The sequence below is a fragment of the Methanolobus sp. ZRKC5 genome (assembly GCF_038446525.1).
In the GTDB taxonomy this organism is placed as follows: domain Archaea; phylum Halobacteriota; class Methanosarcinia; order Methanosarcinales; family Methanosarcinaceae; genus Methanolobus.
The window spans coordinates 1,203,530-1,230,410 of sequence record NZ_CP151792.1; the positions used below are offsets into that span (position 1 = coordinate 1,203,530).

General features: G+C 41.9%; 29 protein-coding genes. 13 read left to right on the forward strand and 16 right to left on the reverse strand.

Annotation, left to right across the window (positions count from 1 at the left end; genetic code table 11):
- Nucleotides 1-237 precede the first annotated feature (237 nt).
- The 4 genes from WN948_RS05805 to WN948_RS05820 are packed head-to-tail and all read left to right on the forward strand — an operon-like array spanning nt 238 to nt 4,215.
- Nucleotides 238-1,497, forward strand: coding sequence for a UbiD family decarboxylase (locus WN948_RS05805; protein WP_342306053.1), 1,260 nt, complete (start codon nt 238-240; stop codon nt 1,495-1,497).
- Between the two features lie 21 nt (nt 1,498-1,518).
- The gene (locus tag WN948_RS05810; protein ID WP_342306054.1) at nt 1,519-2,703 is read left to right on the forward strand and encodes an aconitase X catalytic domain-containing protein; all 1,185 of its coding nucleotides are present in this window, start codon (nt 1,519-1,521) and stop codon (nt 2,701-2,703) included.
- Entirely contained in the window at nt 2,684-3,097 is a 414-nt protein-coding gene (locus tag WN948_RS05815; RefSeq protein WP_342306055.1) for a DUF126 domain-containing protein, read from the forward strand. Before WN948_RS05810 ends, WN948_RS05815 begins: the two co-directional genes overlap by 20 nt.
- Nucleotides 3,098-3,108: 11 nt before the next feature.
- Nucleotides 3,109-4,215, forward strand: coding sequence for a TIGR04013 family B12-binding domain/radical SAM domain-containing protein (locus WN948_RS05820; RefSeq protein ID WP_342306404.1), 1,107 nt, complete (start codon nt 3,109-3,111; stop codon nt 4,213-4,215).
- 3 nt (nt 4,216-4,218) lie between these two features.
- Here the strand turns inward: WN948_RS05820 and WN948_RS05825 are convergent, their stop codons facing one another.
- Both WN948_RS05825 and WN948_RS05830 read right to left on the reverse strand, forming a co-directional pair.
- Nucleotides 4,219-5,376, reverse strand: coding sequence for an MFS transporter (locus WN948_RS05825; RefSeq protein WP_342306056.1), 1,158 nt, complete (start codon nt 5,374-5,376; stop codon nt 4,219-4,221).
- A gap of 35 nt (nt 5,377-5,411) precedes the next feature.
- Nucleotides 5,412-6,116 (reverse strand): YkgJ family cysteine cluster protein, encoded by a 705-nt coding sequence (locus tag WN948_RS05830; RefSeq protein WP_342306057.1) that lies wholly within the window; start codon nt 6,114-6,116, stop codon nt 5,412-5,414.
- A 178-nt stretch (nt 6,117-6,294) separates the two neighbouring features.
- On the opposite strand from WN948_RS05830, the gene WN948_RS05835 reads away from it, so the two are divergent.
- Nucleotides 6,295-6,468 carry a DUF5350 domain-containing protein gene (locus WN948_RS05835; protein ID WP_342306058.1) on the forward strand — a complete coding sequence of 58 codons (174 nt, stop codon included), beginning with the start codon at nt 6,295-6,297 and terminating at the stop codon, nt 6,466-6,468.
- A gap of 185 nt (nt 6,469-6,653) precedes the next feature.
- A complete protein-coding gene (thsA, locus tag WN948_RS05840) occupies nt 6,654-8,306 on the forward strand; it encodes a thermosome subunit alpha (protein WP_342306059.1) in 1,653 nt (550 codons plus the stop codon).
- A 283-nt stretch (nt 8,307-8,589) separates the two neighbouring features.
- On the opposite strand, the gene WN948_RS05845 is transcribed toward thsA, so the two are convergent.
- The 4 genes from WN948_RS05845 to WN948_RS05860 all read right to left on the reverse strand — a co-directional run bounded on the left by WN948_RS05845 (nt 8,590) and on the right by WN948_RS05860 (nt 11,998).
- Nucleotides 8,590-9,702 (reverse strand): ORC1-type DNA replication protein, encoded by a 1,113-nt coding sequence (locus tag WN948_RS05845; RefSeq protein WP_342306060.1) that lies wholly within the window; start codon nt 9,700-9,702, stop codon nt 8,590-8,592.
- A 174-nt stretch (nt 9,703-9,876) separates the two neighbouring features.
- Entirely contained in the window at nt 9,877-11,055 is a 1,179-nt protein-coding gene (locus WN948_RS05850) for a cysteine desulfurase (RefSeq protein ID WP_342306061.1), read from the reverse strand.
- A gap of 41 nt (nt 11,056-11,096) precedes the next feature.
- Nucleotides 11,097-11,240 (reverse strand): hypothetical protein, encoded by a 144-nt coding sequence (locus tag WN948_RS05855; RefSeq protein WP_342306062.1) that lies wholly within the window; start codon nt 11,238-11,240, stop codon nt 11,097-11,099.
- Nucleotides 11,241-11,440: 200 nt separating this feature from the next.
- Nucleotides 11,441-11,998 carry a cytochrome P460 family protein gene (locus tag WN948_RS05860; RefSeq protein ID WP_342306063.1) on the reverse strand — a complete coding sequence of 186 codons (558 nt, stop codon included), beginning with the start codon at nt 11,996-11,998 and terminating at the stop codon, nt 11,441-11,443.
- A gap of 105 nt (nt 11,999-12,103) precedes the next feature.
- Between WN948_RS05860 and WN948_RS05865 the strand changes: the two genes are divergently transcribed.
- Both WN948_RS05865 and WN948_RS05870 read left to right on the forward strand, forming a co-directional pair.
- On the forward strand, nt 12,104-13,381 hold the full coding sequence (locus tag WN948_RS05865; protein WP_342306064.1) for a YcaO-related McrA-glycine thioamidation protein: 1,278 nt from the start codon (nt 12,104-12,106) through the stop codon (nt 13,379-13,381).
- The gene (locus WN948_RS05870) at nt 13,378-14,052 is read left to right on the forward strand and encodes a TfuA-related McrA-glycine thioamidation protein (RefSeq protein ID WP_342306065.1); all 675 of its coding nucleotides are present in this window, start codon (nt 13,378-13,380) and stop codon (nt 14,050-14,052) included. Before WN948_RS05865 ends, WN948_RS05870 begins: the two co-directional genes overlap by 4 nt.
- Here the strand turns inward: WN948_RS05870 and WN948_RS05875 are convergent, their stop codons facing one another.
- The 4 genes from WN948_RS05875 to WN948_RS05890 form a co-directional block, all read right to left on the reverse strand.
- Complete coding sequence (locus WN948_RS05875) at nt 14,053-14,868, reverse strand: metal ABC transporter permease (RefSeq protein ID WP_342306066.1); 816 nt, start codon at nt 14,866-14,868, stop codon at nt 14,053-14,055.
- Between the two features lie 11 nt (nt 14,869-14,879).
- A complete protein-coding gene (locus WN948_RS05880; protein WP_342306406.1) occupies nt 14,880-15,629 on the reverse strand; it encodes an ABC transporter ATP-binding protein in 750 nt (249 codons plus the stop codon).
- A 1-nt stretch (nt 15,630) separates the two neighbouring features.
- Entirely contained in the window at nt 15,631-16,587 is a 957-nt protein-coding gene (locus tag WN948_RS05885; RefSeq protein ID WP_342306067.1) for a zinc ABC transporter substrate-binding protein, read from the reverse strand.
- Between the two features lie 77 nt (nt 16,588-16,664).
- Nucleotides 16,665-17,096 carry a metal-dependent transcriptional regulator gene (locus WN948_RS05890; protein ID WP_342306068.1) on the reverse strand — a complete coding sequence of 144 codons (432 nt, stop codon included), beginning with the start codon at nt 17,094-17,096 and terminating at the stop codon, nt 16,665-16,667.
- Between the two features lie 190 nt (nt 17,097-17,286).
- Between WN948_RS05890 and WN948_RS05895 the strand changes: the two genes are divergently transcribed.
- Entirely contained in the window at nt 17,287-18,696 is a 1,410-nt protein-coding gene (locus tag WN948_RS05895) for an MBL fold metallo-hydrolase (RefSeq protein ID WP_342306069.1), read from the forward strand.
- Between the two features lie 2 nt (nt 18,697-18,698).
- Here WN948_RS05895 and WN948_RS05900 read toward each other — a convergent pair whose 3' ends face one another.
- The 5 genes from WN948_RS05900 to WN948_RS05920 form a co-directional block, all read right to left on the reverse strand.
- Complete coding sequence (locus WN948_RS05900; protein ID WP_342306070.1) at nt 18,699-18,884, reverse strand: hypothetical protein; 186 nt, start codon at nt 18,882-18,884, stop codon at nt 18,699-18,701.
- A 152-nt stretch (nt 18,885-19,036) separates the two neighbouring features.
- Complete coding sequence (locus WN948_RS05905) at nt 19,037-19,903, reverse strand: ATP-binding protein (protein ID WP_342306071.1); 867 nt, start codon at nt 19,901-19,903, stop codon at nt 19,037-19,039.
- Entirely contained in the window at nt 19,897-20,757 is an 861-nt protein-coding gene (locus WN948_RS05910; protein ID WP_342306072.1) for an ATP-binding protein, read from the reverse strand. The genes WN948_RS05905 and WN948_RS05910 overlap by 7 nt, the downstream gene beginning before the upstream one ends.
- A gap of 22 nt (nt 20,758-20,779) precedes the next feature.
- Nucleotides 20,780-21,163: a NifB/NifX family molybdenum-iron cluster-binding protein gene (locus tag WN948_RS05915; protein ID WP_342306073.1), complete on the reverse strand. Its 384-nt coding sequence runs from the start codon at nt 21,161-21,163 to the stop codon at nt 20,780-20,782.
- 76 nt (nt 21,164-21,239) lie between these two features.
- Nucleotides 21,240-21,602, reverse strand: coding sequence for a NifB/NifX family molybdenum-iron cluster-binding protein (locus tag WN948_RS05920; RefSeq protein ID WP_342306074.1), 363 nt, complete (start codon nt 21,600-21,602; stop codon nt 21,240-21,242).
- Nucleotides 21,603-21,757: 155 nt separating this feature from the next.
- Here WN948_RS05920 and WN948_RS05925 point away from each other — a divergent pair, with 155 nt between their 5' ends.
- From WN948_RS05925 to WN948_RS05940, 4 genes are all read left to right on the forward strand, one after another.
- Entirely contained in the window at nt 21,758-22,555 is a 798-nt protein-coding gene (locus tag WN948_RS05925) for an undecaprenyl-diphosphate phosphatase (protein WP_342306076.1), read from the forward strand.
- Between the two features lie 87 nt (nt 22,556-22,642).
- A complete protein-coding gene (locus tag WN948_RS05930; RefSeq protein ID WP_342306407.1) occupies nt 22,643-22,951 on the forward strand; it encodes a DUF134 domain-containing protein in 309 nt (102 codons plus the stop codon).
- Between the two features lie 67 nt (nt 22,952-23,018).
- Nucleotides 23,019-23,852 carry an Mrp/NBP35 family ATP-binding protein gene (locus WN948_RS05935; protein WP_342306077.1) on the forward strand — a complete coding sequence of 278 codons (834 nt, stop codon included), beginning with the start codon at nt 23,019-23,021 and terminating at the stop codon, nt 23,850-23,852.
- Nucleotides 23,853-24,055: 203 nt separating this feature from the next.
- A complete protein-coding gene (locus tag WN948_RS05940) occupies nt 24,056-24,754 on the forward strand; it encodes a hypothetical protein (RefSeq protein ID WP_342306078.1) in 699 nt (232 codons plus the stop codon).
- Between the two features lie 4 nt (nt 24,755-24,758).
- On the opposite strand, the gene WN948_RS05945 is transcribed toward WN948_RS05940, so the two are convergent.
- Complete coding sequence (locus WN948_RS05945) at nt 24,759-26,750, reverse strand: PAS domain-containing sensor histidine kinase (protein WP_342306079.1); 1,992 nt, start codon at nt 26,748-26,750, stop codon at nt 24,759-24,761.
- Between the last annotated feature and the right edge of the window lie 131 nt (nt 26,751-26,881).

Below are 26,881 nucleotides of genomic sequence, written 5' to 3' on the forward strand. Positions count from 1 at the left end.
AACAACCACTCTTTGTTGTCAATTATCCAATTAATACTTTCATTTGTTGTCATTTCAGTTACCTATGTTTTAGTACTACATTTGTGTACTTAATTGGTACCATCATAATTTAAATCAGAAACGATTTTGCATTCACACATTCTCTTTTAGTATATGCATTCAAATATAATTGGCTCATATGCTAGTCCAAACTGAGATTACTCACTAATATACTATAATTTTTACACGGATGATACCATGAGGAAATTTATCGACCAGCTCAGGAAGAACGGGAAACTTGTTGAGATCACAGAGCCTGTTTCAAAGGTGTTCGAAGCACCGCGTATTGCCAGGAAGACACCCGGACCGGTGCTTTTCCACGACATCGATGGGAACAAAGCAATCATGAACATCCTTGGCTCAAGGGATGAACTAGCAACGATGTTTGGTGTGGACAAGGATAAGATTATAAAGAGACTCTCCGAGGTTTCACCTGATGGCGAGGTTGTTGTGGTGAAGGATTCACCTACAATGGAAGTCATAGAGGATGATGTTGACCTGACAAAGTTGCCGATAATGACCTATTTTGAAAAGGATGCAGGGCCTTACATCACAGCCGGAATTGTTGTTACAGAATATGATGATGTGATGAATGCAGCTATTCACAGGCTTCTGGTTGTGGATAAGACCAGACTTGCAGCAAGGCTTGTAGCTCCAAGACACAGCTATGTTTTACACAAAAAAGCATCCGATAAAGGAGAAAAACTCCCTATTGCAATCGTTCTGGGTGCTGACCCGACAGTCACTTTCGCATCCACAACACGTGTGCCTGCAGGAAAGGAATTCCACTACGCTGCTGCCCTTCGTGGCAGACCTGTGGAACTGTTCGAGTGTTCGAACGGAATAAAGGTCCCGCATGCAGAGATAGTCCTTGAAGGTTACATTGACCCGAAGGAGAGAGTTGATGAAGGACCATTTGTAGACATCACCGGCACCTATGACCTTGTGAGGCAGGAACCTGTCATACATATTACAAGAATATTGCACCGCAAAGACCCTATTTACCATGGAATACTTCCTGCCGGACCTGAGCACCTCCTGATGATGGGAGTTCCTTACGAACCAAGGATATTCAACGCTGTGAGCGAAGTCACAACCGTAAAGAATGTGGTGCTCACAGAAGGCGGATGCTGTTACTTGCATGCAGTGGTTCAGATCGAGAAGCAGACTGAAGGGGACGGAAAGAATGTTATCATGGCAGCCTTTGCCGCTCACACAAGCCTGAAGCACGTGGTTGTGGTTGATGAAGATATCGACATATTTGACCTGCATGATGTGGAGTTTGCCATTGCCACCAGAGTGAAGGGTGACATGGACATGATGATAATACCGAACGTCAGAGGAAGCTCACTTGATCCAAGGGGTGCACCTGACGGGACCACCACCAAAATGGGTATCGATGCAACCAAGGTACTCAAAGAAGCACAGAACTTCGAACGTGCAAAGATGCCTGAATAAACGGCAAAGGTTGGAACAATAATGTATCTTACACAGGAAGAAGAAAAGACTCTTGAAGGCGAGTATGGCCCAAGTCTGCAAAAAGCAATCGAGATCCTTGTGGCACTGGGAGATATTTACGGTGCTGACAGGTTGATACCTGTAAAAAGTGCCCAGATAGCCGGAGTATCATATAAGACAATGGGAAATGCAGGACTGGAATGGATCTCCGACCTTGAAGGGAAAGTGAAGATACCTTCAATACTCAACCCGGCCGGCATGGACATAAACAAATGGGAAGAGATGGGTATTGACCCGGTTTTTGCAAAGAAGCAACAGGAGATCATAGAGGCTTATTCAAAACTTGGAATTCAGACAAAATGCACATGTACTCCTTACTATCTCGAAGGATTCGATGTCACCCTTGATGATCATATAGCATGGAGCGAGTCCTCGGCTGTATCCTATGCCAACTCTGTAATAGGTGCAAGGACAAACCGCGAAGGTGGACCTTCAGCCCTCTCAGCGGCACTTGTCGGAAAAACTGCAAATTACGGATACCACCTTGATGAAATGAGGGAACCTGTAATTGCCGTGGAAGTCGACTGCAAGCTTTCTGGCTCTGATTATGGTGCTCTGGGCTATGTTGTCGGGAAGACTGTGGGAAGCAGAGTGCCAATATTTTACATGAAGAATGAACCTTCGAAAGATGAGATGAAATCTCTCGGTGCAGCACTTGCAGCATCCGGAGCCGTGGCGCTCTATCATATAGAAGGAGTGACACCTGAGGCTGTCAGGAACAAATTCACCAAACCTGAGGAAATAGTTCCTGTTGAAAGAGGACAGATAGACGAGGTCTATGAAACTAACAGTGACATATGGTCAAGTGAAATAATAACCGTAGGATGTCCACACTGCTCTCCTGAAGAACTGGAAAAGATAGCACGACTCGTTTACGGAAAGAAACTGGAAAAGGAAATGTGGGTGTGCACCGCAAGGGAAGTTGCCGAGAGATACCCTGACCTTGTGAAAAGGATAGAGAAGAGTGGTGCAAAGATTGTGTGTGACACATGCATGGTGGTATCCCCCGCCACCAACAAGTATAGCTCCATTACAGTGAATTCCGGAAAGGCGCTTGCCTATGTGCCAAGCATGTGTAAGGTGGCTGCGAAGTATGCGAGTATTGAAGATTGCATAAAAGAGGCAGGTGCTATCGATGAAAATTAATTGCAGGACCATCGCAAGAGGCGTTGCAGAAGGAGAAGTGCTCCTTACCCACGACCCGATATCCTTCCTTGGAAACGTCGATCCTGAAACCGGAGAAATTGTAGAACCTCAACACGAACTCTATGGCCAGTCCATTAGCGGAAAAGTCCTTGTTTTCCCGCACGGGAAAGGTTCCACAGTAGGCTCATATGTCATTTATCAACTTTTCAAGAATAATGTTGCCCCTGCTGCAATGATCAATCTTGAATCCGAACCCATTGTGGCAGTGGGAGCGATAATATCAGAGATACCTCTTGTGGACAGGCTGGAAAGCGATCCTTTCGAACTGTTGAAGAACGGTGACATGGTAACCGTCAACAGTACAGATTCATTTATAGAGATTAGCGAGACGTGAGATTGAAATTCATGGACGTCTCATTTCGCTGGAATAAGAAGAATGCATACAGTCTCGCAGCGCTGGCTCCCCTCCTTCCAGGTGCTTTAAAAGCCAAAGAGCCCCAGGACGGAATAATGATATACAGCTTTGCCACCAGGCAGGCTGAATCTGTTTTTCGGGAAATTAAGACAGCAAGCACTGATTCTATATTTATAGCAGGCGGCCCACATCCATCCGGAGAAACGGAGGAAACATTAGAGCTTTTCGATTACGTTGTCATTGGTGAGGGTGAAGAAACCCTACCTGAACTTGTAGAAACTATAAGCTCAGGCAAAGATGTTTCCCGGATTAAGGGGATAGCCTACAAGGACAATAACAACAAAACCATTTTCACAGGTAAAAGAGAACCTGTTGACCTTGATAAGTATCCATGTTTTGACCCAGATATCCTCATGTCACCTCTGGAAATAAGCAGAGGATGCCCTTTCAGGTGCAAGTACTGTCAGACACCCCGACTCTTTGAGGGAAAAGTAAGGCACAGGAGTATAGACTCTATTGTAAAATATGCAAAGCATTATAAAGACCTCAGATTTACATCATCAAATGCCTTGGCATACGGAAGCGACGGCATCCATCCAAGACTTGACAAGGTTGAAAACTTACTTTCAAATCTGCACCAGATGGAAGGAAAGACAATCTACTTTGGCACATTTCCCTCAGAAGTCAGGCCGGAATTCGTCACTGACGAGTCACTGGAGCTCATCACAAAGTACTGCACCAATACCAAAGTGAGCCTGGGAGCACAGTCCGGAAGTGACCGCATTCTCAGAAGCATCCTGAGAGGACACACCGTTGATGATGTTGTTCGGAGCATTGAACTCTGTTTTGACCACGGCATCACCCCGGTTGTGGATTTCATGGTGGGATTCCCTGATGAGACTGAAGAAGAACAGGACATGAGCCTTGAACTCATTCAGTGGATATGTAAAAAGGGTGGTCACGTACATTCACATTATCTCACACCACTTCCCGGCACGCCTTATGCAAATGTCACAACCTCGCCTGTCAGCAAACGTTACAGGAAAGTGATGGGAAAGATGGCACTGGAAGGAAAAGTTACTGGCTCGTGGGAATGAATCTCATCCATCTAGACTCTCATAGATATCCTTAAAGAAATACGTTGAAAATGCGATCAAAAATGCAAACGTGCACGAAGTGCCAAAGACTATCTGCAGATCGCTATTGAATAGCACAACTGCAAGTACAAGTGGAGCTGCGGTTTGTCCTGCATATTTCATGATGTTAAACACTGACACAATACTTCCCATCATTCCAGGTGGAGCTACCTGGGTTGCGAGAGTGTTCAGCTGGGGCTGCACCATTCCAAATCCAATCCCGAAGAGAAATATCAGGACAAGAACCAGAGGAAGGGATGTTGCGAATATGAAGCCACCCAGAGCGATACCTGTTATGATAAAACCCGCTATTAACAACTTTTGTTTACCATATCTTGCTGAAAATGATCTGGCACGGGATGAGATCATTGCCATTGCTATTCCCTGAATACCAAGTGCAAGTCCTGCTTCTTTTACGCTAAAACCAAAGTTGTCCTTGAGGATAAAGGGAACGTAGATGACTATTGTGTAGAGCAGGAAGAATATAGAGAAACTCAGTACAATAGTGTAAAGGATTCTGAATTCAGCGAGAGTTTTTATTATTGATTCCGTGTTATGTGTTCTGTTCTCATGCGGGTTTGTTTCAGGAAGGGCAAATACTACAATGATTGCAAGAGGTATCGAAAGGCCATAGAAGAGAAACGGAACATTCCATCCGTATGAAGCAAGTATACCACCTATAAGAGGAGCAGAAACTGCCCCGATGCCAGTTGTCATGCTCATTTTACCCATGGCATTGACCCTGTCAAGACCGGTGTATAACTCCCCGATCATGGTCATGACTATGGGGAGCATTCCTGCGATACCTATGCCCTGAACGAATCTCAAAACCAGTAGTGAAGTCATATCAGTGGAAAAATAACACGCCAACCCAGCAATTCCGTTTATGAGAAGACATGGCACCAGTATTTTTTTACGTCCCACACGATCTGTTATGAAACTAACAAATATCATGGAAAGTGCTGTAGAAAAAGTATACATCCCAAGAACCAGTCCCACAGCTTCACGGGAAGTATTCAATGGCTCAACCATAAATGGAAGGACAGGACCAAGTAAAGCTCCGGCTGACATTGAAAAGAAAGCAACAACACAGATCAGCGGAAGATTCAGGTTTCCTTTCATTGTACCGGGTACATCACTTATTCAGCTTAACAGAATCATTGTTTTTTGACCTTATGCTCGATAAAATCACCATTGAACAAGACAAAAACTGTAATTTCCTCACCTTTATTGAACTTCCTTATTTCCCTGTCATACACACTCGGCACATGTTTGAGACTATTTTTTTTGAAATATTCTTCTGCTGTTTTGAAGAATTCTATTACCTGCGCAAGAAATGTTGTTTCATAAGACTTGATCTGAAGAGCTATCTCTTTAGACTCATCATCACTGATTTCCGTATGGTAGCAACCATGCTGACCGATTCCACCTATCTGCCTCCAGTCGATATTACCATCCTCATCCGGCTCACGATGCAGCATGTAAGGGAAAAGACTGCATATCGAAGGACGTTGTTCATAGATAGAGCATCTTTTTTCATTAAGAAAAGTACATGAACCATCTTCTTTTACTTTAAGTGCATAACCGGAAACATAGAACTGCCCGTGCTGGTCGCATAGTTCATAATAAGGAGCAGGTTCCAGATAATCCGGAGATATGGCCTTTATCCTGATGGCATCATCGTTAAGAAGAAAAACATGATCATTGAATTCCCGGGTGCAGCAGCGTGCACAAAAGTCACATTCAAAGCCAACATCCTGTATTATGGATATCAATTTGTCCATTGGATAATTCTGTACACCTTTAAGTTCATCATCCACTGCTTTAAGCTGTTTCTCAATTGGTGAAGTAACCTTGATCAACTCCTATTATAATGACTGCCATAATCCCTGCTTTCTAAAAGCAATTTTGGTCAGATTTTCCCGCAAGCTTTAATAATAAGCGTTACGTCTAGAAGTAAACTCACGACTAGAATTATATATCTAGGTTAAACTTAAAATAACTTAAAATTTACAGTTAATATTATCAAGAGGATTTATCATGGGTAAGACAGGCAGCATTGAATGGGTAAAAGTAAAAGGACGTAACGGCAGAGCAATCAAGGTCCAGAAATCAAAGGCAGGAAAAGCACATCCAGGACCAGCACAGAGATATAGTTCATCAGGTGCTAAAAGAAGATTCCTTCGCAGATCTCCAAAAGCACTCGTAAAGTGAGTATACTCACTTTTTCTTAACTTTTTTTTATTCTATTTTCTCTTAGCGTATTTATTTTTTAGTCTATTCTCTACTTGTACGAAAAGCAACACATCCGATACGCTTATATAGAACTACAAACATTAAAAAACGACCTAAAAGTAAATGTTATTCTAATTTCACATATAATAAGGAGGATAAATAACATGGCAGGACAGATGGCAGGACAGCCAATTTTCATATTAAGAGAAGGAAGCCAGAGAACTAGAGGCAAAGAAGCACAGAGCAACAACATCATGGCTGCAAAAGCAGTCGCTGAAGCTGTAAGAACAACACTTGGACCAAAAGGAATGGACAAGATGCTTGTAGACAGTCTCGGAGATGTGGTCATCACAAACGATGGTGCAACCATTCTTAAAGAGATGGACATCGAGCACCCTGCAGCAAAGATGATCGTGGAAGTAGCCAAGACCCAGGACGATGAGGTCGGTGACGGAACAACCACAGCTGCTGTAATTGCCGGCGAACTCCTCAAGAAAGCAGAAGAGCTCATTGACCAGGACGTACACCCAACAATCATAGCATCCGGTTACAGAATGGCATCAGTGAAGGCTGCAGAGATTATTAACGCACTCGCAAAAACAGTTACCAGAGATAACAAGGACGTACTGATGAACATTTCCGGAACAGCAATGACCGGAAAGGGCGCAGAAGCAACAAAGGAAGTTCTCGCAAAGATCTCAGTTGCTGCTATCACAAGCATTGTTGATGAAGACAATAAAGTCGACATGGAGAACATCAAGATCGAGAAGAAGGTCGGAGCACGTATCGAAGAATCCGAGCTTATTGAAGGTATGATCATTGACAAAGAACGTGTCCACACCAACATGCCAAAGAAGGTCGAGAACGCAAAGATCGCACTCATCAACACAGCTATTGAACTTAAAGACACAGAAGTCGATGCTGAGATATCCATTACATCACCTGAGCAGCTTCAGTCCTTCCTTGACCAAGAAGAGAAGATGATCAAGGACCTCGTTGAGAAAGTAGTCAACAGTGGTGCAAACGTTGTATTCTGTCAGAAGGGAATCGATGACATGGCACAGCACTACCTTGCAAAGGCAGATGTATTCGCAATTAGAAGAGTTAAGAAGAGCGACATGCAGAAACTTTCAAGAGCTACCGGTGCAAAGCTCATCACAAACGTTGACGAGATCACAGAAGCTGACATGGGTAAGGCAGACCTTGTAGAAGAGAAGAAGATCGGCGGCGACCCAATGACCTTCGTAACAGGATGTGTAAATCCAAAGGCAGTTTCAATCCTCCTCCGTGGCAGCACAGAGCACGTCATTGACAACATCGAAAGAGGACTTAATGACTCACTCAGAGTAGTCGGAGTAGCAATCGAAGATGAGAAACTCGTAGCTGGTGGCGGATCACCTGAAGTTGAAGTTGCACTTAGACTTCAGGAATACGCAGCAACCCTCAGCGGCAGGGAACAGCTTGCAGTCAAAGCATTCGCAGAGGCTCTTGAAATAGTCCCAAGAACACTTGCAGAGAACGCAGGTCTCGACCCAATAGACATGCTTATGGAACTGCGCGCACACCACGAGAAGGGCATAAAGACAGCAGGTCTGAATGTCTATACTGGAGAAGTAATTGACATGTGGGAAGCAGGCGTAGTTGAGCCACTCAGGGTAAAGACCCAGGCAATCAACGCAGCTGCTGAATCTGCAGTCATGATTCTCAGGATCGATGATATCATCGCATCCAGACAGGGAGGAGCAGGACCTTCCGCAGCAGATATGGTTCCAGGTATGCCACCGGGCGGAATGCCAGGTATGGGCATGGATATGTAAATATCTGAAAAATAACAAAAATACAAACACTTGCGCAGATTTGTTTCTGCGCAAAACTTCTTTTTTTGTAACTATTCAGCCTGGCACGATTTGCCTATTGGTACTGATTTCATCGAAATAGAGATGTCTGCTCACTAACAATCAAAAAAGCAATCAATAGCAACAATCAAAATAAATGATTCTAATGAAATTTACGTTTCAACTTTTTGTCAAGATTGTTATTGATAGCGTTTTTATCAGGCTGAATAGTTACCCTTTTTTTAATCAAATTTAAGATAAAAGCTTACTCAAGACATTTGAGTATGTCCTTAGAATTATAAGCAGGTGCTACATACCGTGTTCTTCCACGCATACCCTTGCCGGAGAAATCTGCATCAATAAGTCTTGACGCATGCATTTTCTCAATAATTTCATAAAATCGGGTGTATCCAAGTCCGGTTATTTCATGGAATGATTTATAGAGCTCACCTGTCTGAATACTACTATCCTTTGCAATAAGCCCGAGCAATGTTTTTTCATTATCAGAAAGTGACTTTATATTCCGACATAAATGCAAAAGCCGGGAAGCCTCATAAGCCTTCTCAACATCTTCAGCAGCAACTGTCTTGCTAGCCCTGCGTTCTGCATTAAGACCAGAACGCTTCAGAAGATCAATACCTATCCTGAGATCACCTGTCATATCCACATAAGTGACAACCCTGTCCAAGGCCTCATCTGACACCACATCCTGATAAAAAGCATGTTTCACACGGCTGGCAATTATATCTGCGATCTCACCTATCTCATACCGCGGGAAAGCTACCTCTTCAGGTAAAAATACAGAACCGACCCGCGGGTCGAAACTGTATGGAATTCCCACATCGCTGATTATGGCTATTACAGAAATTCGGGCTCCAGGGTATTGTTCATGAGCCCTCAGCAAAGAATACATAACTTCATCTGCATGTCCTTCGGGAAAAAGATAATTGATATCATCAAGAGCTACAACCAGAGTCTTGTTAGCATCCAAAAGATACTTAATTACCTTTTCAAAAAGTCTCCTGAATGACACACCGGATGAAGGTGGAGTGATATGAACAAGTTGCTCATATATTCTTGAAACAACAGCAAACCGTGTGGAATCCATCTGACAGTTGACCTTCACAAAGACCACATTATCAGTGTATTCTTTCATCTCATTGAAAACTTTCATAACGGCAGTTGTCTTCCCTGTCCCAGGTGGACCTTTCACAAGACAATTAACCGGCCGCATACCCCTTAATGCAGGTTTCAAACTGAAGCGCAAGGCCTGCATCTGAGAGTCACGGTGTGCAAAATAGTCAGGGAGGTAATCAAATTCAAGTATCTCCCCTTTATAAAAAAGAGTCTCATCCCACAGAAGCATGTCCTTGCTCACTTTAAATTCCCCTTTTGATGATACCTAATGATAATTAGCTAAAATTATTGATGAACGATAATTGACATATGATATTCGCTGAAAGCATTCAGCCTGCAAGACTAATATAATTATCTGCGCATAATAACCTTTTGCTTTTATCTCCAAATGTAAAAATTAATTATAAGAAACCTGTTAAACAAGCGAAGTAATATCTGAAACCGTTTTAACCAGAGTTTCAACTTCAGCCTCAGTGTTGTAAAGAGCAAACGACGCCCTCACTGTGCCATTGACCCCCAGATGATCTATGCTCGGCATTGCACAATGATAACCACTCCTCACGCAGATACTGTGCGTCTGGTCAAGTATCATAGCTACATCATGAGCATTCATCCCAACTACATTGAAAGATACCACTCCAGCCCTTTCCTTTGGCCCATAGACGTCAACACCATCTATCTCACCAAGACGCAAAGCAGTTTCCCTTGCAAGAGAAAGTTCATGTTTTTCAATTGATCCCACACCAATGTTATCCACATATTCAACAGCACGTCCAAGGCCTATTATACCAGGAATATTAGGTGTTCCGGCTTCAAACTTTGCAGGGCTTGGCTCCATTTTAAAACTATCAGGAGTTACGGAACTCACCATACCACCACCTAGGTACAAAGGTTCGATAGTATCCGGCTCCTTTATGTACAATATACCAGTCCCTTGAGGTCCAAGCAAACCCTTATGCCCAGGGCATACAAAATAATCCGGGTCAACCGACTTAATATCCATTGGCATATTTCCAGCAGACTGGGAACCATCCACCAGTACCTTCACACTATTCTGCCTTGCCATGTTAATTATCCCTTCTATATCCTGTATTGAACCGAACACATTGGAAACATGGTTCACTGCTATAAGTCGAGTCCTGTCATTGATAACAGACCTGATATCTGCAGGGTCGACAACTCCATGAATATCGGGTTTGACAACAGAGAGTTCAACACCCAGCTCCTTTAATCGCATCCATGGAAGCAAATTGGAATGATGCTCAACAAGAGTCACTATGACGTGATCGCCTTTTTGCCATGGAAAACCTCGGGAAACTATATTGATACTTTCTGTTGCATTCTTTGTAAAAATGGTATTTTCAACATCCATATTAAAAAAAGATGCCACTATTTCCCGGGAATCTTCATAGTGGTTTGTGGTTTCCCTTGCAAGCCGATGGGCCCCTCGTCCATGATTTGCCGCATATTTATAGAAATAATCCAACATTGATGATATCGCCTGAACAGGCGTCTGCGTTGTAGCGGCGTTGTCCAGATATATAACATCATTTAATACGGGAAAGTCTTCCCTGATGGTAAGAACATCATACATAGGAACCAGTATGCAAAGAATATAAAAATAGGTTTTGCAGGCTATTTTGCCTGCACCCCGCCTACCATAAAGCGATAAAGCTCCATTTCCTCGGCGTCGAGTTTATCTGTTGACACTCCGCCAACTACCGTGTGGCAGCTTTTGAAGATGTCGACTCCATTTCTTTTTCTAGTTAGGTCTCTCATATTTTGCCTCCTGTCTCTCACTAATGTTTTCTTCGCCTGGCAAATTATTGTATTTTTATACACATTATGATTTTATACATATTGTAATTTTATATACATCCCAATAATATTTATTGTACTGCACAAGCTAAACTTTGATATAGTAACCCATCATATAAAAGAGTATCGATTCCTAACAGAAAAAAAAAAATAAGAAGAAATCAAGCATTCACAAAGATATAATCAGCATCTTCCTTACCTTCATGGCAACTGATACAACCGCCCACCTTTCCGTCTGCTTTAATAGCACCTTCCGAAGAGTAGGCTGCCCAGAACCAATCATTATTGTCGGGATCAAATCCTTCTGCCTTGTACATAAGATAAATCCCCGTTAGCTCTTCATCGGAATTAAAACCTTCTTTTACAACCATTGTCCCATATGGCATTGTTGCCCCACCGACTTCTACTGAAGACAGCGCATTGTCTGACACGTATATAGAAACGTAATCACCATGCACCCCAGTACCTTCCATCATTGCTTCTTTACCGGGCCATATGGACCATTCTTTATAAGTATCATTTTCAGCAAATGCGGAGAACAAAGATGATGCATCAGGTTCTGTTTCCGGCATGTCCACCTCATCAGTCACTGTTTCTTCAGACAGGATGTCATCTTCAATATCCGATGGCATCTGGTCATCCCCAGTAGGTGAATCAGTACAACCGGAAATCCCAACTATACAAATCACAATAAAAATCATTAATGCTTTAACTTTCATATAAAACCCCATTTACACACTTGCACTGCACTATATAAGATTTACTTAAGCACAGAGAACCTTTGTCGTAAGAAATATAATATATGCAGGAGACTTTCGCTAATCATGCCAGAGCTAAACATCGACAGAACACTTACATACATCGAAGGAACTCAGCGAGTCCTTGATGAAAAAAGTACTCTTGAGAAAGTAAACGATAATTCCAAACAGATAGGAGTTACAAGGGTTGCCAGCATCACTGACCTTGACAGGGTCGGCATTCCCGTCATTTCAACTATCCGGCCCAGTGCTGCGGAAGGAGCTATATCAGTTTATTCAGGAAAAGGCAACACCGAGAATCAGGCAAGAATATCCGCAATTATGGAGAGTTTTGAACGATGCCTGGCAGAAAGGAACGGACTAAACAGCGATGTGGCAGAAGATATCAAAGCCCAGCATATCATTGAGAGCTTTGTAACAATGGAAGAAAGCCACCGCATAATTGATCCTAAACTCCTGCTTCTGGCTGAAAGCTACAGCCCCCAGGAATTAGTAGAGTGGATAAGCGGATGGGACCTCTTCAAAAACGAGGAGACCTTTGTCCCTGCCAATGCAGTGTATCACCCATACGATGCCCCAGGCAGAGCATTGAAGTTATTTAGAAGTAATACTAACGGACTTGCAGCAGGAAACACCATAGAGGAAGCAATATTCCATGGCTTGCTGGAAGTCATCGAAAGGGATGCCCTCAGTATAGCAGAGTTCAATCGCAATCCTGGAAAAGAGATAATACTTACAGAAAGTGATGGTGAAAACTACGAGATCCTACGCAAGTTCACTGACAATGAAGTTGATGTCAAATTATGGGCATTACCCCACGACACAAAAATAACAACTGTTGTTGCAGTTACCGACGATATAAGGCTTAAAGATGCAGCACTACTTGTGATGGGTGCAGGAGCACACCTTAATCCGGAAATTGCAGTAAGAAGAGCATTGACGGAAGCCGCCCAATCAAGAGTTGTGCAAATACACGGTGCCAGAGAGGATACCGAACGTGAGAAGTTTGTCAGGGAAATAGGATATGACAGAATAAAACGCATGAACAAATACTGGTATGAGGATGGAGAACAAGCATCCATGCGTGACCTCAGAGACATGTCAAGGAACACACCTGCCGAAAGTATCGACATCGTACTGGAACAATTGAAGGATATTGCAGAATGCGCCGTAGTTGTAGACATGTCAAGAGAAAGCGTACCGGTCCCAGTTGTCAGAGTGATTATCCCTACTTTTGAGATGTACACGCTTGACAGAGAGCGTGTGGGCAAAAGGGCAAAGTCAGGAAAAAAGAAGAAACTGGCACCAAAGGACAGACCATGGAGAACCGGACGCAGAAAATGAGTGACAATACAGGAACTCGCTCCAAAGTCCTTGTATTTGCAGGTACAAGCATAAGTCACGAGGATGCTGCAGAGGTCCTTGATGCAACATACTGGCCACCTATATCCAGAGGTGATATCGAGAAGGCCATGAATCAGGGATACACTGTTATTGGCATCATCGATGGCATTTTTTTTAGCAGAGCAGCTGTTGGCCACAAAGAAATAATCAGGGCGATAAAAGAAGGAATAATAGTCATTGGTGGCTGCAGTATGGGAGCCCTTCGGGCTTCTGAACTTGACGTACATGGAATGACCGGTGTGGGACAAATATATGAATGGTACAGAGACGGAGTCATTGAGGATGATGATGAAGTAGCTGTTGCCACAAATCCTGATACATTCAAACCAGTATCAAATCCCATGGTAAATATACGGGAAACTTTTGAGGCAGCACTCAAATACAGCATCATCGATAATGATGAATTCAGACGCATAACCAATCTTGCAAAAAGTACGCATTATACAGAAAGAAGTTACTTTGGGATTACAAAGCAAGCTTCAAGGGAAGGAATTATTCCCGGGGATAAAGCAAGTAAACTCCTCAAATTCTGCGCAAAGAACGAATGTGATTTAAAAAGAGAAGATGCACTCCTTGTTCTTGAAAAAATAAAACAGGTCTTAACAGAATAGTTAAGCTGCTATTTTTGGTTTTAATCCGTCATACAGGAAGTGCAGTATATAGACGGAAGACATCACCAGGATGATTGTCGCACCTGAAGGAGCGTCGAACAAATAGGATAATGATAATCCTACGATGCTGAAAATTATACCGAAGAATATTGCAAGGTACATCATCTTCCCAAGATCATTGGTGTAATGTCTACTCAGGGATGCTGGCATAGTAAGCAGTGCGATGATAAGAATAATACCTACTATCTTGATCAATAGTACGATTGTTAGTGCTATCATACAAAGCAGGAGCAAGTAAAGTTTCTCTACGGACAAGCCTGCAACTGTTGTAAACTCTTCGTCAAAACAAAGTGCCATGAATTGTTTATAGAAAGCATATACAACAAAGATTATAACAGCATCAAGACCCAGCATAAGGTAAATATCAGACATTGGTACCGTCAGGATATTACCGAAAAGATAGGTCATGAGATCAGGTGCGTAACCGGGGGTCCAGTATATCAGAATAATACCTATTGCCATCCCCAGAGACCAGAGTATACCTATAGCAGTATCTTCAGCCACTTTTGAACGTTTGCTCACAAGACCCATGACAAGTGCGGAAAAAAGACTGAAAGGAATAAGACCATATAATGGATTGATCCCAAGATAGTATCCAAGACCGATACCACCAAAAGATGCGTGAGTAATACCGCCGCTTATGAAAACGATCTTTTTCACAACTACATAGACACCAATTATACCACATGCGACACTCGCCAGAATAGCGGCAAAAATAGCATTCCTCATAAAGTCATACTGGAGTATTTCAAGCATACTGTTCACCCTTAGTGCTCTTTCAAAACCCTGTGTGGCACACCGTGAGCAATTAGCTCGATCGGACACTGATATGATACTTCCAGGTCATGCGAACTTAGTTCCTTAGAGTCATGATAATGGAACTTCCGGTTCAGACAGCCGATCTTATCGACATATACTGAAACAGCGCTGATGTCATGAGTGACCATTATGATGGCAATCTCTGATTTGAGCCTGTTGAGAAGTTCATAGAACTCTTTCTGCATCCTGGAATCTATACCCGTGGACGGTTCATCCAGTATTAAGATTTTCGGTTTAGTAACAAGTGACCGGGCAATGAAAACCCGCTGTTTCTGACCACCAGAGAGTTCACCGATCTGACGGTCCTTAAATTCAAGCATCCCAACCGTTTCAAGAGCTTCAGTTGCTGCCTTACGATCTTCTGTATTATATCTCTGAAAAGGACCTTTATGACTGAGACGACCCATGAGTACAACATCAGACACAGTGATTGGGAAATCAAGGTTTGAGGAATGGTACTGGGGAACATATCCCACATACTTCCTCATCTTTTTAGGATCCCCACCCAGAAGTTTGACTGTGCCCTTATCGGGTTTGATCAATCCCAGAATTACTTTCAGAAGAGTGCTCTTACCCCCTCCATTTGGGCCTATGATAGCCAAAAAATCCTTGTTCTTAACAGTAAAAGTGACAGATTCAAGAACATGAACACTATCATAACTTACCCAAACATCCTTAACATCGATCACGTCTTCCATTTCAAGCCAGTCCTTTTTCAAATGCTTCTGCTACTTTTGCGAGGTTATCTATATAATCCTTTGCAAGGGGGTCCACTTCCACAACCTCACCGCCTATCTCATTTGCAATAGCAGATGCGCTTACAGTACTAAAACCAGACTGAACGAAAATGACCTTTATATTTTTCTCATTTGCCTCGTCTATAATGTTCTGCATATCCCTTACACTTGGTTCCTTACCTTCCAGCTCAACAGGAACCTGAACCAGACCATAGTGCTCTGCAAAATATCCCCATGCAGGATGATAGACCATAAAACTGCTTCCTTCCTTGCCTGAAAGAGTGGTCTTTATTTGTTCATCCAATGCATCGAGCTCTGCAAGATACGCATTCTTATTCTCAAAATAAGTTGCTTCATTTTCAGGATCAAGCTCTACAAGCCCTCCATAGATATTTTCGACCATTAACTTAACGTTTGCAGGAGAGGTCCATATATGAGGGTCCATACCGGTTTCTTCACCATGTTCATCCTCAGCATCATGTTCATCCTCAACATCATGTTCATCTTCATCCTCATGAGCATGAGCCTCCATTTCACTCATTGTGATACCTTCCGAACAGTCAATTATCACCATTTCAGGATTTAAATCAGCGATCTTACCAATCATATTATCTTCAATGGTTATTCCTGAGCCTACCATTGCATACAGTTTTGCATTGCTCAGATCCCTAAGCTGCCCGGGAGTAGGCTCATATGAGTGAGGATCTGCCCCTGGAGGAACCATAACAATTACTTTTACACTATCTCCTGCTATCTTTTCCACAAATTCTGCCTGTGGAAGCACACTTACAGCTACAATCATGCCACCTGAATCCGAATCAGATATCCCAGCGGAAGAATTTTGTTCGTCAACGCATCCTGCAGTCAAAACGATACAAATAGAAAAGAGCATCATCAGAGCTATCATATTTTTCTTCATATTATTACACCACATTAATTTGCACTATAACCAAATTGTTTGGTATGCACCCAACAATTAATCAGTAAAAAATCAAATCAAAGATTACCAGCAGAACCGCAAGAAATGTGTTTAATTCGCCCGCAAACACCCACAGTAGGATGACCCATAGCATCACACACCTTATCAATTGCAACTTTAGACACTAATGATTCAAACCGAGAAACCTCAGCACATGATTCCTCCGAAGAAAGACCATAATGACTCAACATCAGACTTAGTATGTTGTGTCTGTTAACGAAGAACTCAGCATACAACCTGCCTTTTTCAGTCAGCCGCACCCCACGATAAGGAACATGATCAACATAACCCGATTCAGAAAGATCAGTTATAGTCTTCGTAGATGTGGATGGATCGACATTAAGCTCTCTAGAAATATCAGTGGTCTTTACAAGATCACCTTTTTTCAATAGGAGTTTCAGATACTCCACTTTTTTAGGAGATAGTTCCAGCCCTGTGATTTCCTGCATGATACATCATAATAAAGAAGGAGTATATATTCTTTTTGAACATAAGTCAACTTTTAGTGTTATTTGTGGTATGCACCCAATAATTAAACTTATTTCATCAGTCCGTTGCCGCCAATATCCACAAACAAAATAGAGAAATAATCAGAAAAATATTTGTACGCATAATCAAGATATAATCAGGGGATTAAAAATGCTAATACAACAGATATTCACTGAGAAAATTGCCCATAGTTCTTACATATTGGCAGGAGATAGAACCTGTGCAGTCATCGATCCAAGAAGAGACATAGAGATATATCTGGAGCTAACAAGAGAACTTGGAGTCAAGATCACGCATATCCTTGAAACTCATTTACATGCCGATTTTATTTCAGGCCACATAGACCTTGCGCAGAGAACAGGAGCTGCAATTTATGCACCATTGTCAGCAAATTGTGATTTTGAATATGTAGCCCTCTCAGAAGGAGATTCTTTTTCCATAGAGAACATTAAGCTGGATATTCTGGAGACACCGGGGCACACACCCGAGCATATATCATACGTAGTCACTGACGCTTCAAGAGGTGAAGAACCAGTTGCACTTTTCTGTGGAGATACCATGTTTGTAGGGGATGTTGGCAGGCCGGATCTCTTCCCGGGAAAAGCAGAGGAACTTGCATCAAAATTGTATGATACTTTGCATGAGAAAATCCTTAAATTGCCCGATTTCTGTGAAATATATCCGGCACACGGAGCAGGGTCCCTTTGTGGAAGAGCCATGGCAGCCAAGAGAAGCAGCACCCTTGGCTACGAAAAGAAATACAACTATGCACTAAATATCAATGAAAGGGCAGACTTTATAAAGTCACTTACAAACAACATGCCTGATGCACCAGACCATTTCAGCCGATGCACAAACGTAAATCGTACAGGACCTGAAAGAGTGAAAGAACTTCCTATCCCCGAAGCATTGAACAATGTCCAATTCAGGGAAAAAATGAAAGATGCAATCATTCTTGACGTACGTAATTTTGAATCCTTTGGCGGACAACATATACCACAAGCTTATAATATAGACAGCAACTCGAATTTTCCCACTTACTCTGGATGGTTACTGCCCCCTGAAAAAGACATACTGATAGTTTCAGACAATTATTCACGGGCATTTGATGCATGCACTCATCTGCATAGAGTAGGACAGGACAGGATAGCAGGCTACCTTGAAGATGGCATGTACGGATGGGTAACGGATGGACTACCTACAAAACATGTCCCACAGATATCTTCTTCTGAACTGCACAGCCGAATAAATAACGGAAAAAAAATGACCCTGCTGGACGTAAGAGCTGTCTCTGAATATGATGAGTTCCACATTGATGGAGCTGTAAATATACCCGTACACGAACTGAGAGAGCGGCATGCCGAGATTAACGATGATGCTGAAACCATTCTTATATGCGGCTCAGGTCAAAGATCGAGCATGGGATGTAGCATCCTTCTACAAAATGAATTCACCAAAGTACAAAATGCCGCAGGCGGCATGACCGGATATGCGACTGCAGGATATGGGCCTGAATGTCCCATGTGTGTTCTTCCCTGGGCACCTTTCAAGAATAAGTAAAATTAACTGAAAGGCATATTCCTGAAAGTGAAAAGTTCCCTCACCATGTAGAGAAAGTCTACAATTTCATCCACAGAGACCAACAGCAGGATCAATATCAATAGTGCTATGAGCAACTCTGAGTAATCCGGCAAGGACTGTAGTATATGAGCAAATGTGCCCACATTACCGTTTGTAGCGTGAACCATAATAACACCCAAATAGAAATCTGGTGCTATGTAATAAAAACATATCCATTATTGCTAATGATTTTTTATTATAATAAGTAAAAACCATCATTCAAGTTCTAATATGAAAATAAAAAGGATTTTCTGCTACTTAGTTTTTTTTAATATGATATTCACTTTGACAGACTTGAATTGACTTCTGTCCATAAAGACCGGACCTTAGAGGAAAAATCATTATCAAAACACTCCACAACAGATTTCCCATAAATCATTGCATCAACAGGACTTTTGTCATATGGAAGCATCCCTGCAACATTTATTTCATTATTTTTACAATAAATAGAGATTGACTGTGACAAATCCATATTGATATCACATTTGTTGATACAGACTACAACAGGAATCCTGAAATGTTGTGCTACCTGAACCACCCTCTCAAGATCATGTATCCCCGATATCGTTGGCTCCGTAACAACAAGAACAAGATCAGCCCCTGTTATTGCAGCAATCACAGAGCATCCAGTCCCCGGCGGACCATCGATGATAACCACATCCTTCCCACATTCCAATGCAAGCTCTGAGGCCCTTCGCCTCACATCTGAGACTAACTTGCCACTGGCTTCCTCTCCGGCTCCGAGCTTTGCATGAACCAATGGACCGAAACGTGTGTTGGAACAGTAGTATTCACCAGCTTTTTTCTCAACCATGCATATAGCATTTTCAGGACAAACAAATTCACAGACCGCACAGCCTTCGCATTTGCACGTGTCAATAACATTAAACTTATCAATGGCATCGAACCTGCATGAACTGGCGCAGGCACCACAATCCGTGCATAATTCTTTGTTGATGTGTGCAACTTTCAGCCCATAGAAATCAGTCGTTTCAAATGTTTCAGGCTGTAAAATCAGGTGCATGTCTGCAGCATCAACGTCACAATCTGCAATTATCGCATTTTCAGCGAGTGCGGCGAAAGAAGATGTAATGGTGGTCTTACCTGTGCCACCTTTACCACTGATAACCGTGAGATGTTTTAGCATTGAGACAAACCCCTGTATGGAATAAACTCACATATATCCCGGCACATTTCCCGGAAATTTTCTTTCCATGCGGGCATATGCTCCACAAAAGGAATACCTTTTGAGTAGAGAACAGCTATTTCCCGAATGTAGGGGATCTTCATCAGGACCGGTATACTTTCAACACGGCAATATTCCTCAACCCTGTTATCCCCCAGGCCATGTCTGTTTATAATAACCCCGAAAGGAATGCCCAGTTGCCTGATAACATCCACTGCAAGAACAAGGTCATTAAGACCAAAGGGTGTTGGCTCTGTTACAAGCACACAATAATCCATGTCTGCAACAGATGCTATGACAGGACAGGCTGTTCCCGGAGGGGAATCAACAACTGCAACCGTGCTTTCATCCATGTGTGTTTGCAACTGCCTGATAACAGGCGAGGCCATGGCTTCACCAATATTAAGCGTACCTTGCAAAAGTTCAATATTAAACTGCTCGTTCGTACCTTTTTCAATAACACCTATTGAACGCTTTTTCTCCGTAATGGCTTTTTCAGGACAAACAAGGACACAGCCACCACAGCCATGGCATAATTTTGGAAAAAGCATGACACTATCAGACAATTTAGCTATCGCATTGTACTGGCAGAACTCTGCGCATTTACCGCAAAGGGAACACTTCCCGGAGTCCACCTGAGGAACTGTTATAGTAACATCTTCCTGCTTTTTAAGATCAAATCCAAGAAAAAGATTGCAATTGGGCTCTTCCACATCGCAATCCAGCAGTTGTGCATTCCCAAGAGAAAGCGCAAGATTGACGGCCACCGTCGTCTTTCCAGTCCCGCCCTTACCACTTGCGATAGCTATTTTCATGTATCATACACCTATGGAAAAATTAATGGCAGTGCACGTGGTCATCATCGTGACCATGTCCGCTGCATGAATTATCCCGTGTGGCCTTTGCAAGCTTAGAAGATTCCCAGGCATCAATAGCATTCTGAACCGTGCCAGTGGCACCACTGAATACATCAATACCAGCCTGCTCGAACATATCTACAGCTTTTTTACCAAGACCGCCACAAAGCATAATGTCTACGCCTTCCTTTGCCATGAGTTCAGGAGGCAGACCTATGCCACCGTTATGCTCACTTGTGTTTGGAAGAACTGAAGCTTCTTTTGTTTCTGTGTCGTACAAAGTGTAAAAAGGCACCTTTCCAAAGTGCTGGCCAACTGTCTCTTCAATTCCTTTCTGTCCCATTGATGGTATACATAATTTCATCTTCATACCTCTGATATCATTAACTTTAAAATGTTATAATGGTGTTATTAAAAATGATAAACACCTAAATCAGAACTTATCTTCCTTTTTTACCAGGAGAATTTGCAGCTTCGATACTATCCAGTGAATCTGATTTATAGGACTTAATAGCTTCAAGAACTGAGCCGGAAGAGAATATTTTCATTTCAACATTCTCAGATGATAGCAATGAAAAAGCATTCGGACCAACACTACCGGTGATCAATGTGTCTATACCTTTGCTAATCACCTGCTGTGCTGCCTGAACGCCTGCGCCACCGGTAGCAGAACCGTTTCCATTTTCGATAGATTCAGATTTCATTGAGTCAGAATCAACTATCACGAAGTATTTGCACCTGCCAAAATGAGGGGTAACTGATGCTTCCAAACCAGAATCGTTTGCTGTCACACATATTTTCATTGATATTCTCCTATATACCCAATCACCGAATATACACACATATGAGTACAAATATATAAAGATGACCAGTTAATTTTATATATTTACTCCCATTGGAGAAATAAAACACAAAATGACCACCCTTTATATATACAACAAAGACAAAGTGGCATTGAATGTTAACAATTTTTGAGGCAATCATACTTGGAATAGTTCAGGGAGTAGCGGAATGGCTTCCAATAAGCAGTGAGGGAATGACAACCCTTGTTATGATTAACGTGTTTAACAGAACACTTGCAGATGCCCTGCCTATAGCCATATGGTTACACACAGGAACCCTTCTTTCAGCTGCTGTCTATTTCAGGACTGATGTCAAAGAGATAATAAACGAAATACCACATTATCTTAAAAACAGGGATGTTCAGGAAAAAAAGAACAGCATAATAACATTCCTGTTAATAGCAACAGCCATAACCGGAATAATAGGATTGCCACTTATCCTCTTTGCAACTGGAATGGAAGAATTCTCCGGTAAACTTGCAACCGCTTTTATCGGAGGACTTCTTATAATCACAGGCTTGTTGCAGATATCTGCCTCAAAGAGAACAAAGAAGAGAGAACAAACGGTCATCATGGATTCTATTATTGCAGGAATTGCGCAGGGATTTGCCGCACTTCCGGGAGTAAGCAGATCAGGCATAACCGTATCAACACTGCTCCTGCGGGACATAGAAGCTTCACAGGCTCTGAGACTCAGTTTTCTAATGAGCATACCTGCAGTCCTTGCTGCAGATGTAGGAATCGGAGCAATGGGACTTCTAAGCTTTGACCTAAACTCATTACTGGCATTGTTCTTCGCATTCTTATTTGGGATACTAACCATCGATCTTTTCATTAAAGCAGCCAAAAAGTATGATTTCTCCAAATTCTGCATTGCTCTTGGAATTCTCAGTATCCTGGCATATTTCGTATGAGAATATTTCGTATTTTACCACAAACGAGAATAAATATATAAGATTTACCAGTAACGTATAAATACTACATTACTTAATGAGTGCATAATAATGACTTGCAGAGGAAGACCAAAATCACCCAGAAGAGTTGAATGTTCACCAGATGTACTCTTTTTTAAACCACGAGGAGTACCACTCAAAGAACTCGAAACAGTATCACTTGCAATAGAGGAGCTTGAAGCTCTGCGACTGGCAGACCTAGAAGGATTGCAGCAGGAAGAGGCTGCGATCAGCATGGGTATTTCGAGACGGGCTTTCTGGCAGGATCTTCAGAATGCAAGAAAAAAAGTGGCTTCTGCCCTTATTGAAGGTAAAGCCATAGAAATCGTCGGCAAAGACCCTAAAAATATAGGATAATTGCTACACCACATTTGTTAGTTCAATAAAATTGCTCAAAAGAGAATATTGCTAAAGGCGAAACAACATGACACAAAATATCCAGAGTGCAGAAGACCTTTTAAAAAAGCCAGAAGAACCAAAGCTCGTTAAGAACATGAGAGCCATCAAAAAGAAGATAATGGTTATGAGCGGCAAAGGTGGAGTCGGCAAAAGCACAGTGGCAGCAAATCTGGCTGCAAGGCTTGCAGAACGCGGACAGAAAGTAGGACTTCTGGATGCTGATATTCACGGACCAAGTATCCCAAAGATGTTTGGTATTGAAAATGAGAAACCTACGGTTGATGAGAATGGCATTGTGCCCATAAATGTCGCAGAAAACCTTACTGTGATGTCAGTAGCACTTCTTCTTGAGGATAAGGATGCACCTGTGATATGGAGAGGTCCGGCAAAGATGGCAGCCATCAAGCAGTTCCTTGAAGACGTTTCGTGGGGAAAACTCGACTATCTTATCGTAGATCTGCCACCTGGCACTGGTGATGAACCACTCAGTATTGCACAGTTGATAGAGAAAATGGAAGGTGCTGTTGTTGTAACAACCCCACAGGATGTGGCACTTATTAGTGTGAGGAAATCCATCAAATTCGCAGAGATACTCAAAATACCCGTAATTGGCATTGTTGAGAATATGAGCGGTATCGTTTGCCCCCACTGTGACGAGATAATAGACCTATTCGGTAAAGGCGGCGTCGAGAAAGCAGCATCTGACTTTAATGTTCCTGTTCTTGGCGAACTCCCTATGGACCCGAAAATTGCAGAGATAGAGGACAATGGAAAAGTTTACACAGACATCAACGAAGAGATACTCTGGGGTAAGAATTTTGCTGCAATTGTTGATTCTGTAGAACAATTCAAAAAATGATTTAAAAGACTCATAAAAAGGAAGAGAACTTCTCTTCCATTTTTTGTTTTCTTTTTTACTATATCATTTCCTTCTTTTCAATTTGCAGGAACGGACATGACTCCAGAGGAATCCAGGAAAATAAAAGAATACGAGGAACGTCACAGGTATAAGATGGATGGCATGCAGAAAGATAAATAAACGTCCGGGCCATCAGGAACAATATGGATTTTAAGAGTGAAACGTCATTCAAATGGCTGTATTCACAGAAGATATCAAAAGTAAAAGATCTTGCACGTATCGTTCAGGCAAGTTTCCTCTGGAATGAGGAAAATGACTACAAGGAGAAACTTGTAAGCTCAAAAACAGGAGATTCATGGGACTGCGACCTGCGGGATACCGCACGTGCCGCTTCAGTCCTTGCGCTTACAGGCATCGTTTTTCCAGATGTTAAAAGATGGATGCTCTCAAAACAATCCGACATATCGTGGAATAATGATGTCTATGACTCCGTATACGCACTGATATCACTTGCAGATATGGGATCATATAATCAGAAAGGATGTCAGTGGCTTGTTGATAATTACGGACCAAAATGGGAACATCCCGGAACCACTGCCCTCATAATCACTGCCCTCTTAAAACAGGTAAAACTTGAAGGTGAAGATGGCTTCAGTAATTTCATAGATGAACGTGCCAGTTGGATAATCTCGCAAAGGGAAAGTGAGGCTGCCTGGAAAACACTGGCTACAAGCAACCTTGTAATTCAATCACTTCTTCTTGCCGGGAATAAGGATGAGACAGTTGTGCCTGTCAAATGGATATTGTCACATATGAACGGCAATGGTTCATGGGGAAAAGAAGGGGGAGATATCAATACGACATCCCTGTCGCTCATTACTCTGTGGGAATACTTTAAATAAAATATTATTTTACAGGCAAGAGTATGTGAATATCCGTTCCTACTCCCTCTTTGCTCTCAGCCCACATCTGCCCATTGTGAGCCACAATTATCTTTTTGCATATATAGAGACCAAGACCATTGCCCCCATACTTACGAGTCGATGAACCGTCAGCCTGATAGAATCGGTTAAATATCAGAGGAAGGTTTTCTTCAGAAATGCCTATGCCATTATCACTAACTTTTATGTGTAGCTTTTTATCTTCCTGAAGAACAACAGATACCTCTATCTTCCCATCTTCCTGCGTAAACTTTACTGAATTATCAATTACGTTTACAAATACTTCTTGAAGATATTCCAAATCGCCCTCTATTAGCGGTATGTCAGATGGAATGGACCTTTCAATTTCGTGCCTCTTACTGGCAATCTCAGGGGATCTGTCACGTATCGCTGAATCTATTACTTCAGACATCCTCAGAGGGAGGAAAGTGTATTCGACATTGCCACCTTCGGTGATACTGACATACAGCAGGGAATCTATCAGCCTCCTTAGCCTTTCAGAACTAAGCATTACTTTTTCCATGGAATCTTTCTGCTTTTGGTTCAGTTCTCCCAGTGCTCCTTCATACATCAGTTCACTGTACCCTTTGATCGGAATAAGCGGAGTTTTTAGTTCATGTCTCAGATTAGACAGGAATTCGTCTTTCATCCTGTCAAGTGATGTTAGTTCCTCATTGGCCTGTGCCAAATCTTCAGCATACTGGTTAAGGGCTTTTTCTGCAGCTTTACGTTCAGTAAAGTCTTCAACAACACATACACCACCCATGAACTTACCTTCATCAGATATAACGGGACTAAATTCTGCTTTAATTGGAATAATTTTTTCAGAGAAAGGAGAAGAGAAATCATCTTCATAACTTGCAGGAATTCCTGCTAGTACTTGCTTAATGGCTTTTTTGATGGAGTTGTCATCATTAAATGATTCTACGATATTAAACCCGATAATCGAAGAAATAACACTTTCTTCAGGAACACCCATAATCTTCACTAAATTTTCATTACACTGGGTTATTACACCTTTTTCATCAAAATGGAAAATACCCAGTGGTGATTTTTCAAACATCATGCGATATTTGTTCTTGGAAATAGTCATCAACCTATCTTTCATTTTTCTTTTGGAGATATCATTGATAATAGCTCCATGGAAAATCTCACCTTTTACTCTTGTTGTTGTGATTGCTAATTCTATAGGGAATTCCGTACCGTTTTTACGTAAACCGGTAACTTCAATTATTTTACCCACCACAGGTGATTTACCAATAGAGATAAGTTCATCCCAGCCTTCGTGTGCCTTACGATATCGTTTTGGCATTATAAGACTTATCGGTTTTCCGAGTACCTCACTCTTCTCATATCCAAAGAGTATGCTTGCATTCCGATTCCAGAAAGTGATCATTCCCCTATAATCTGAAAGTATCAGTGAATAAGGAATGGAATCCAGATGAGTAAATATATTAGCGACAGCAGGGAGAGAGTGTGATTCAGGCTCTTTTTGCTTTGAAATAGCCGCACAGGATAAAAGAAATGCCTTTTCAGAAGAAAAGGTATCTTTCAACAAACTTGTGTTTATACTAAAACTCTTTGAAGTTCCATCAAGACCAATTATTGATGTTTCTAAAACCTGAGATTCAACTTTACCATCAGATAAAATAGAAGAGAAAAATGAAAGGACATTTTCTTTTTCATCTTCTGGAATACATATCTCTGGAAAATTGATATTAGCGACTTCTTTATCCTCAAAGCCTAAAAAATTTCGTGCTTTTTTGTTTGCCAGAATTATGTGGCTATTTTCATCAATAAGAAGTATAAAGGAATCCAGAAGGTCAAAAAAAGTTTGTGAACGCTCAATATCTTTAAAAGGAATTTTATTGGCGAGTCCTTGTACCGAATTTTCTACATTTAGAGAGTTAACACTCCCCTCATCCGAAAAATCGAGTCTTTCTTTTTTTGTGGCCATCTATACACCTATGAACCTGGCAAACACATTGTAGAAAATCTACATTAATGGTAACCAGATACATGCAATTATATTGAATATATAATATATTATATCTAGTATTTGGTATTTTATTGTATATAAACCCTATT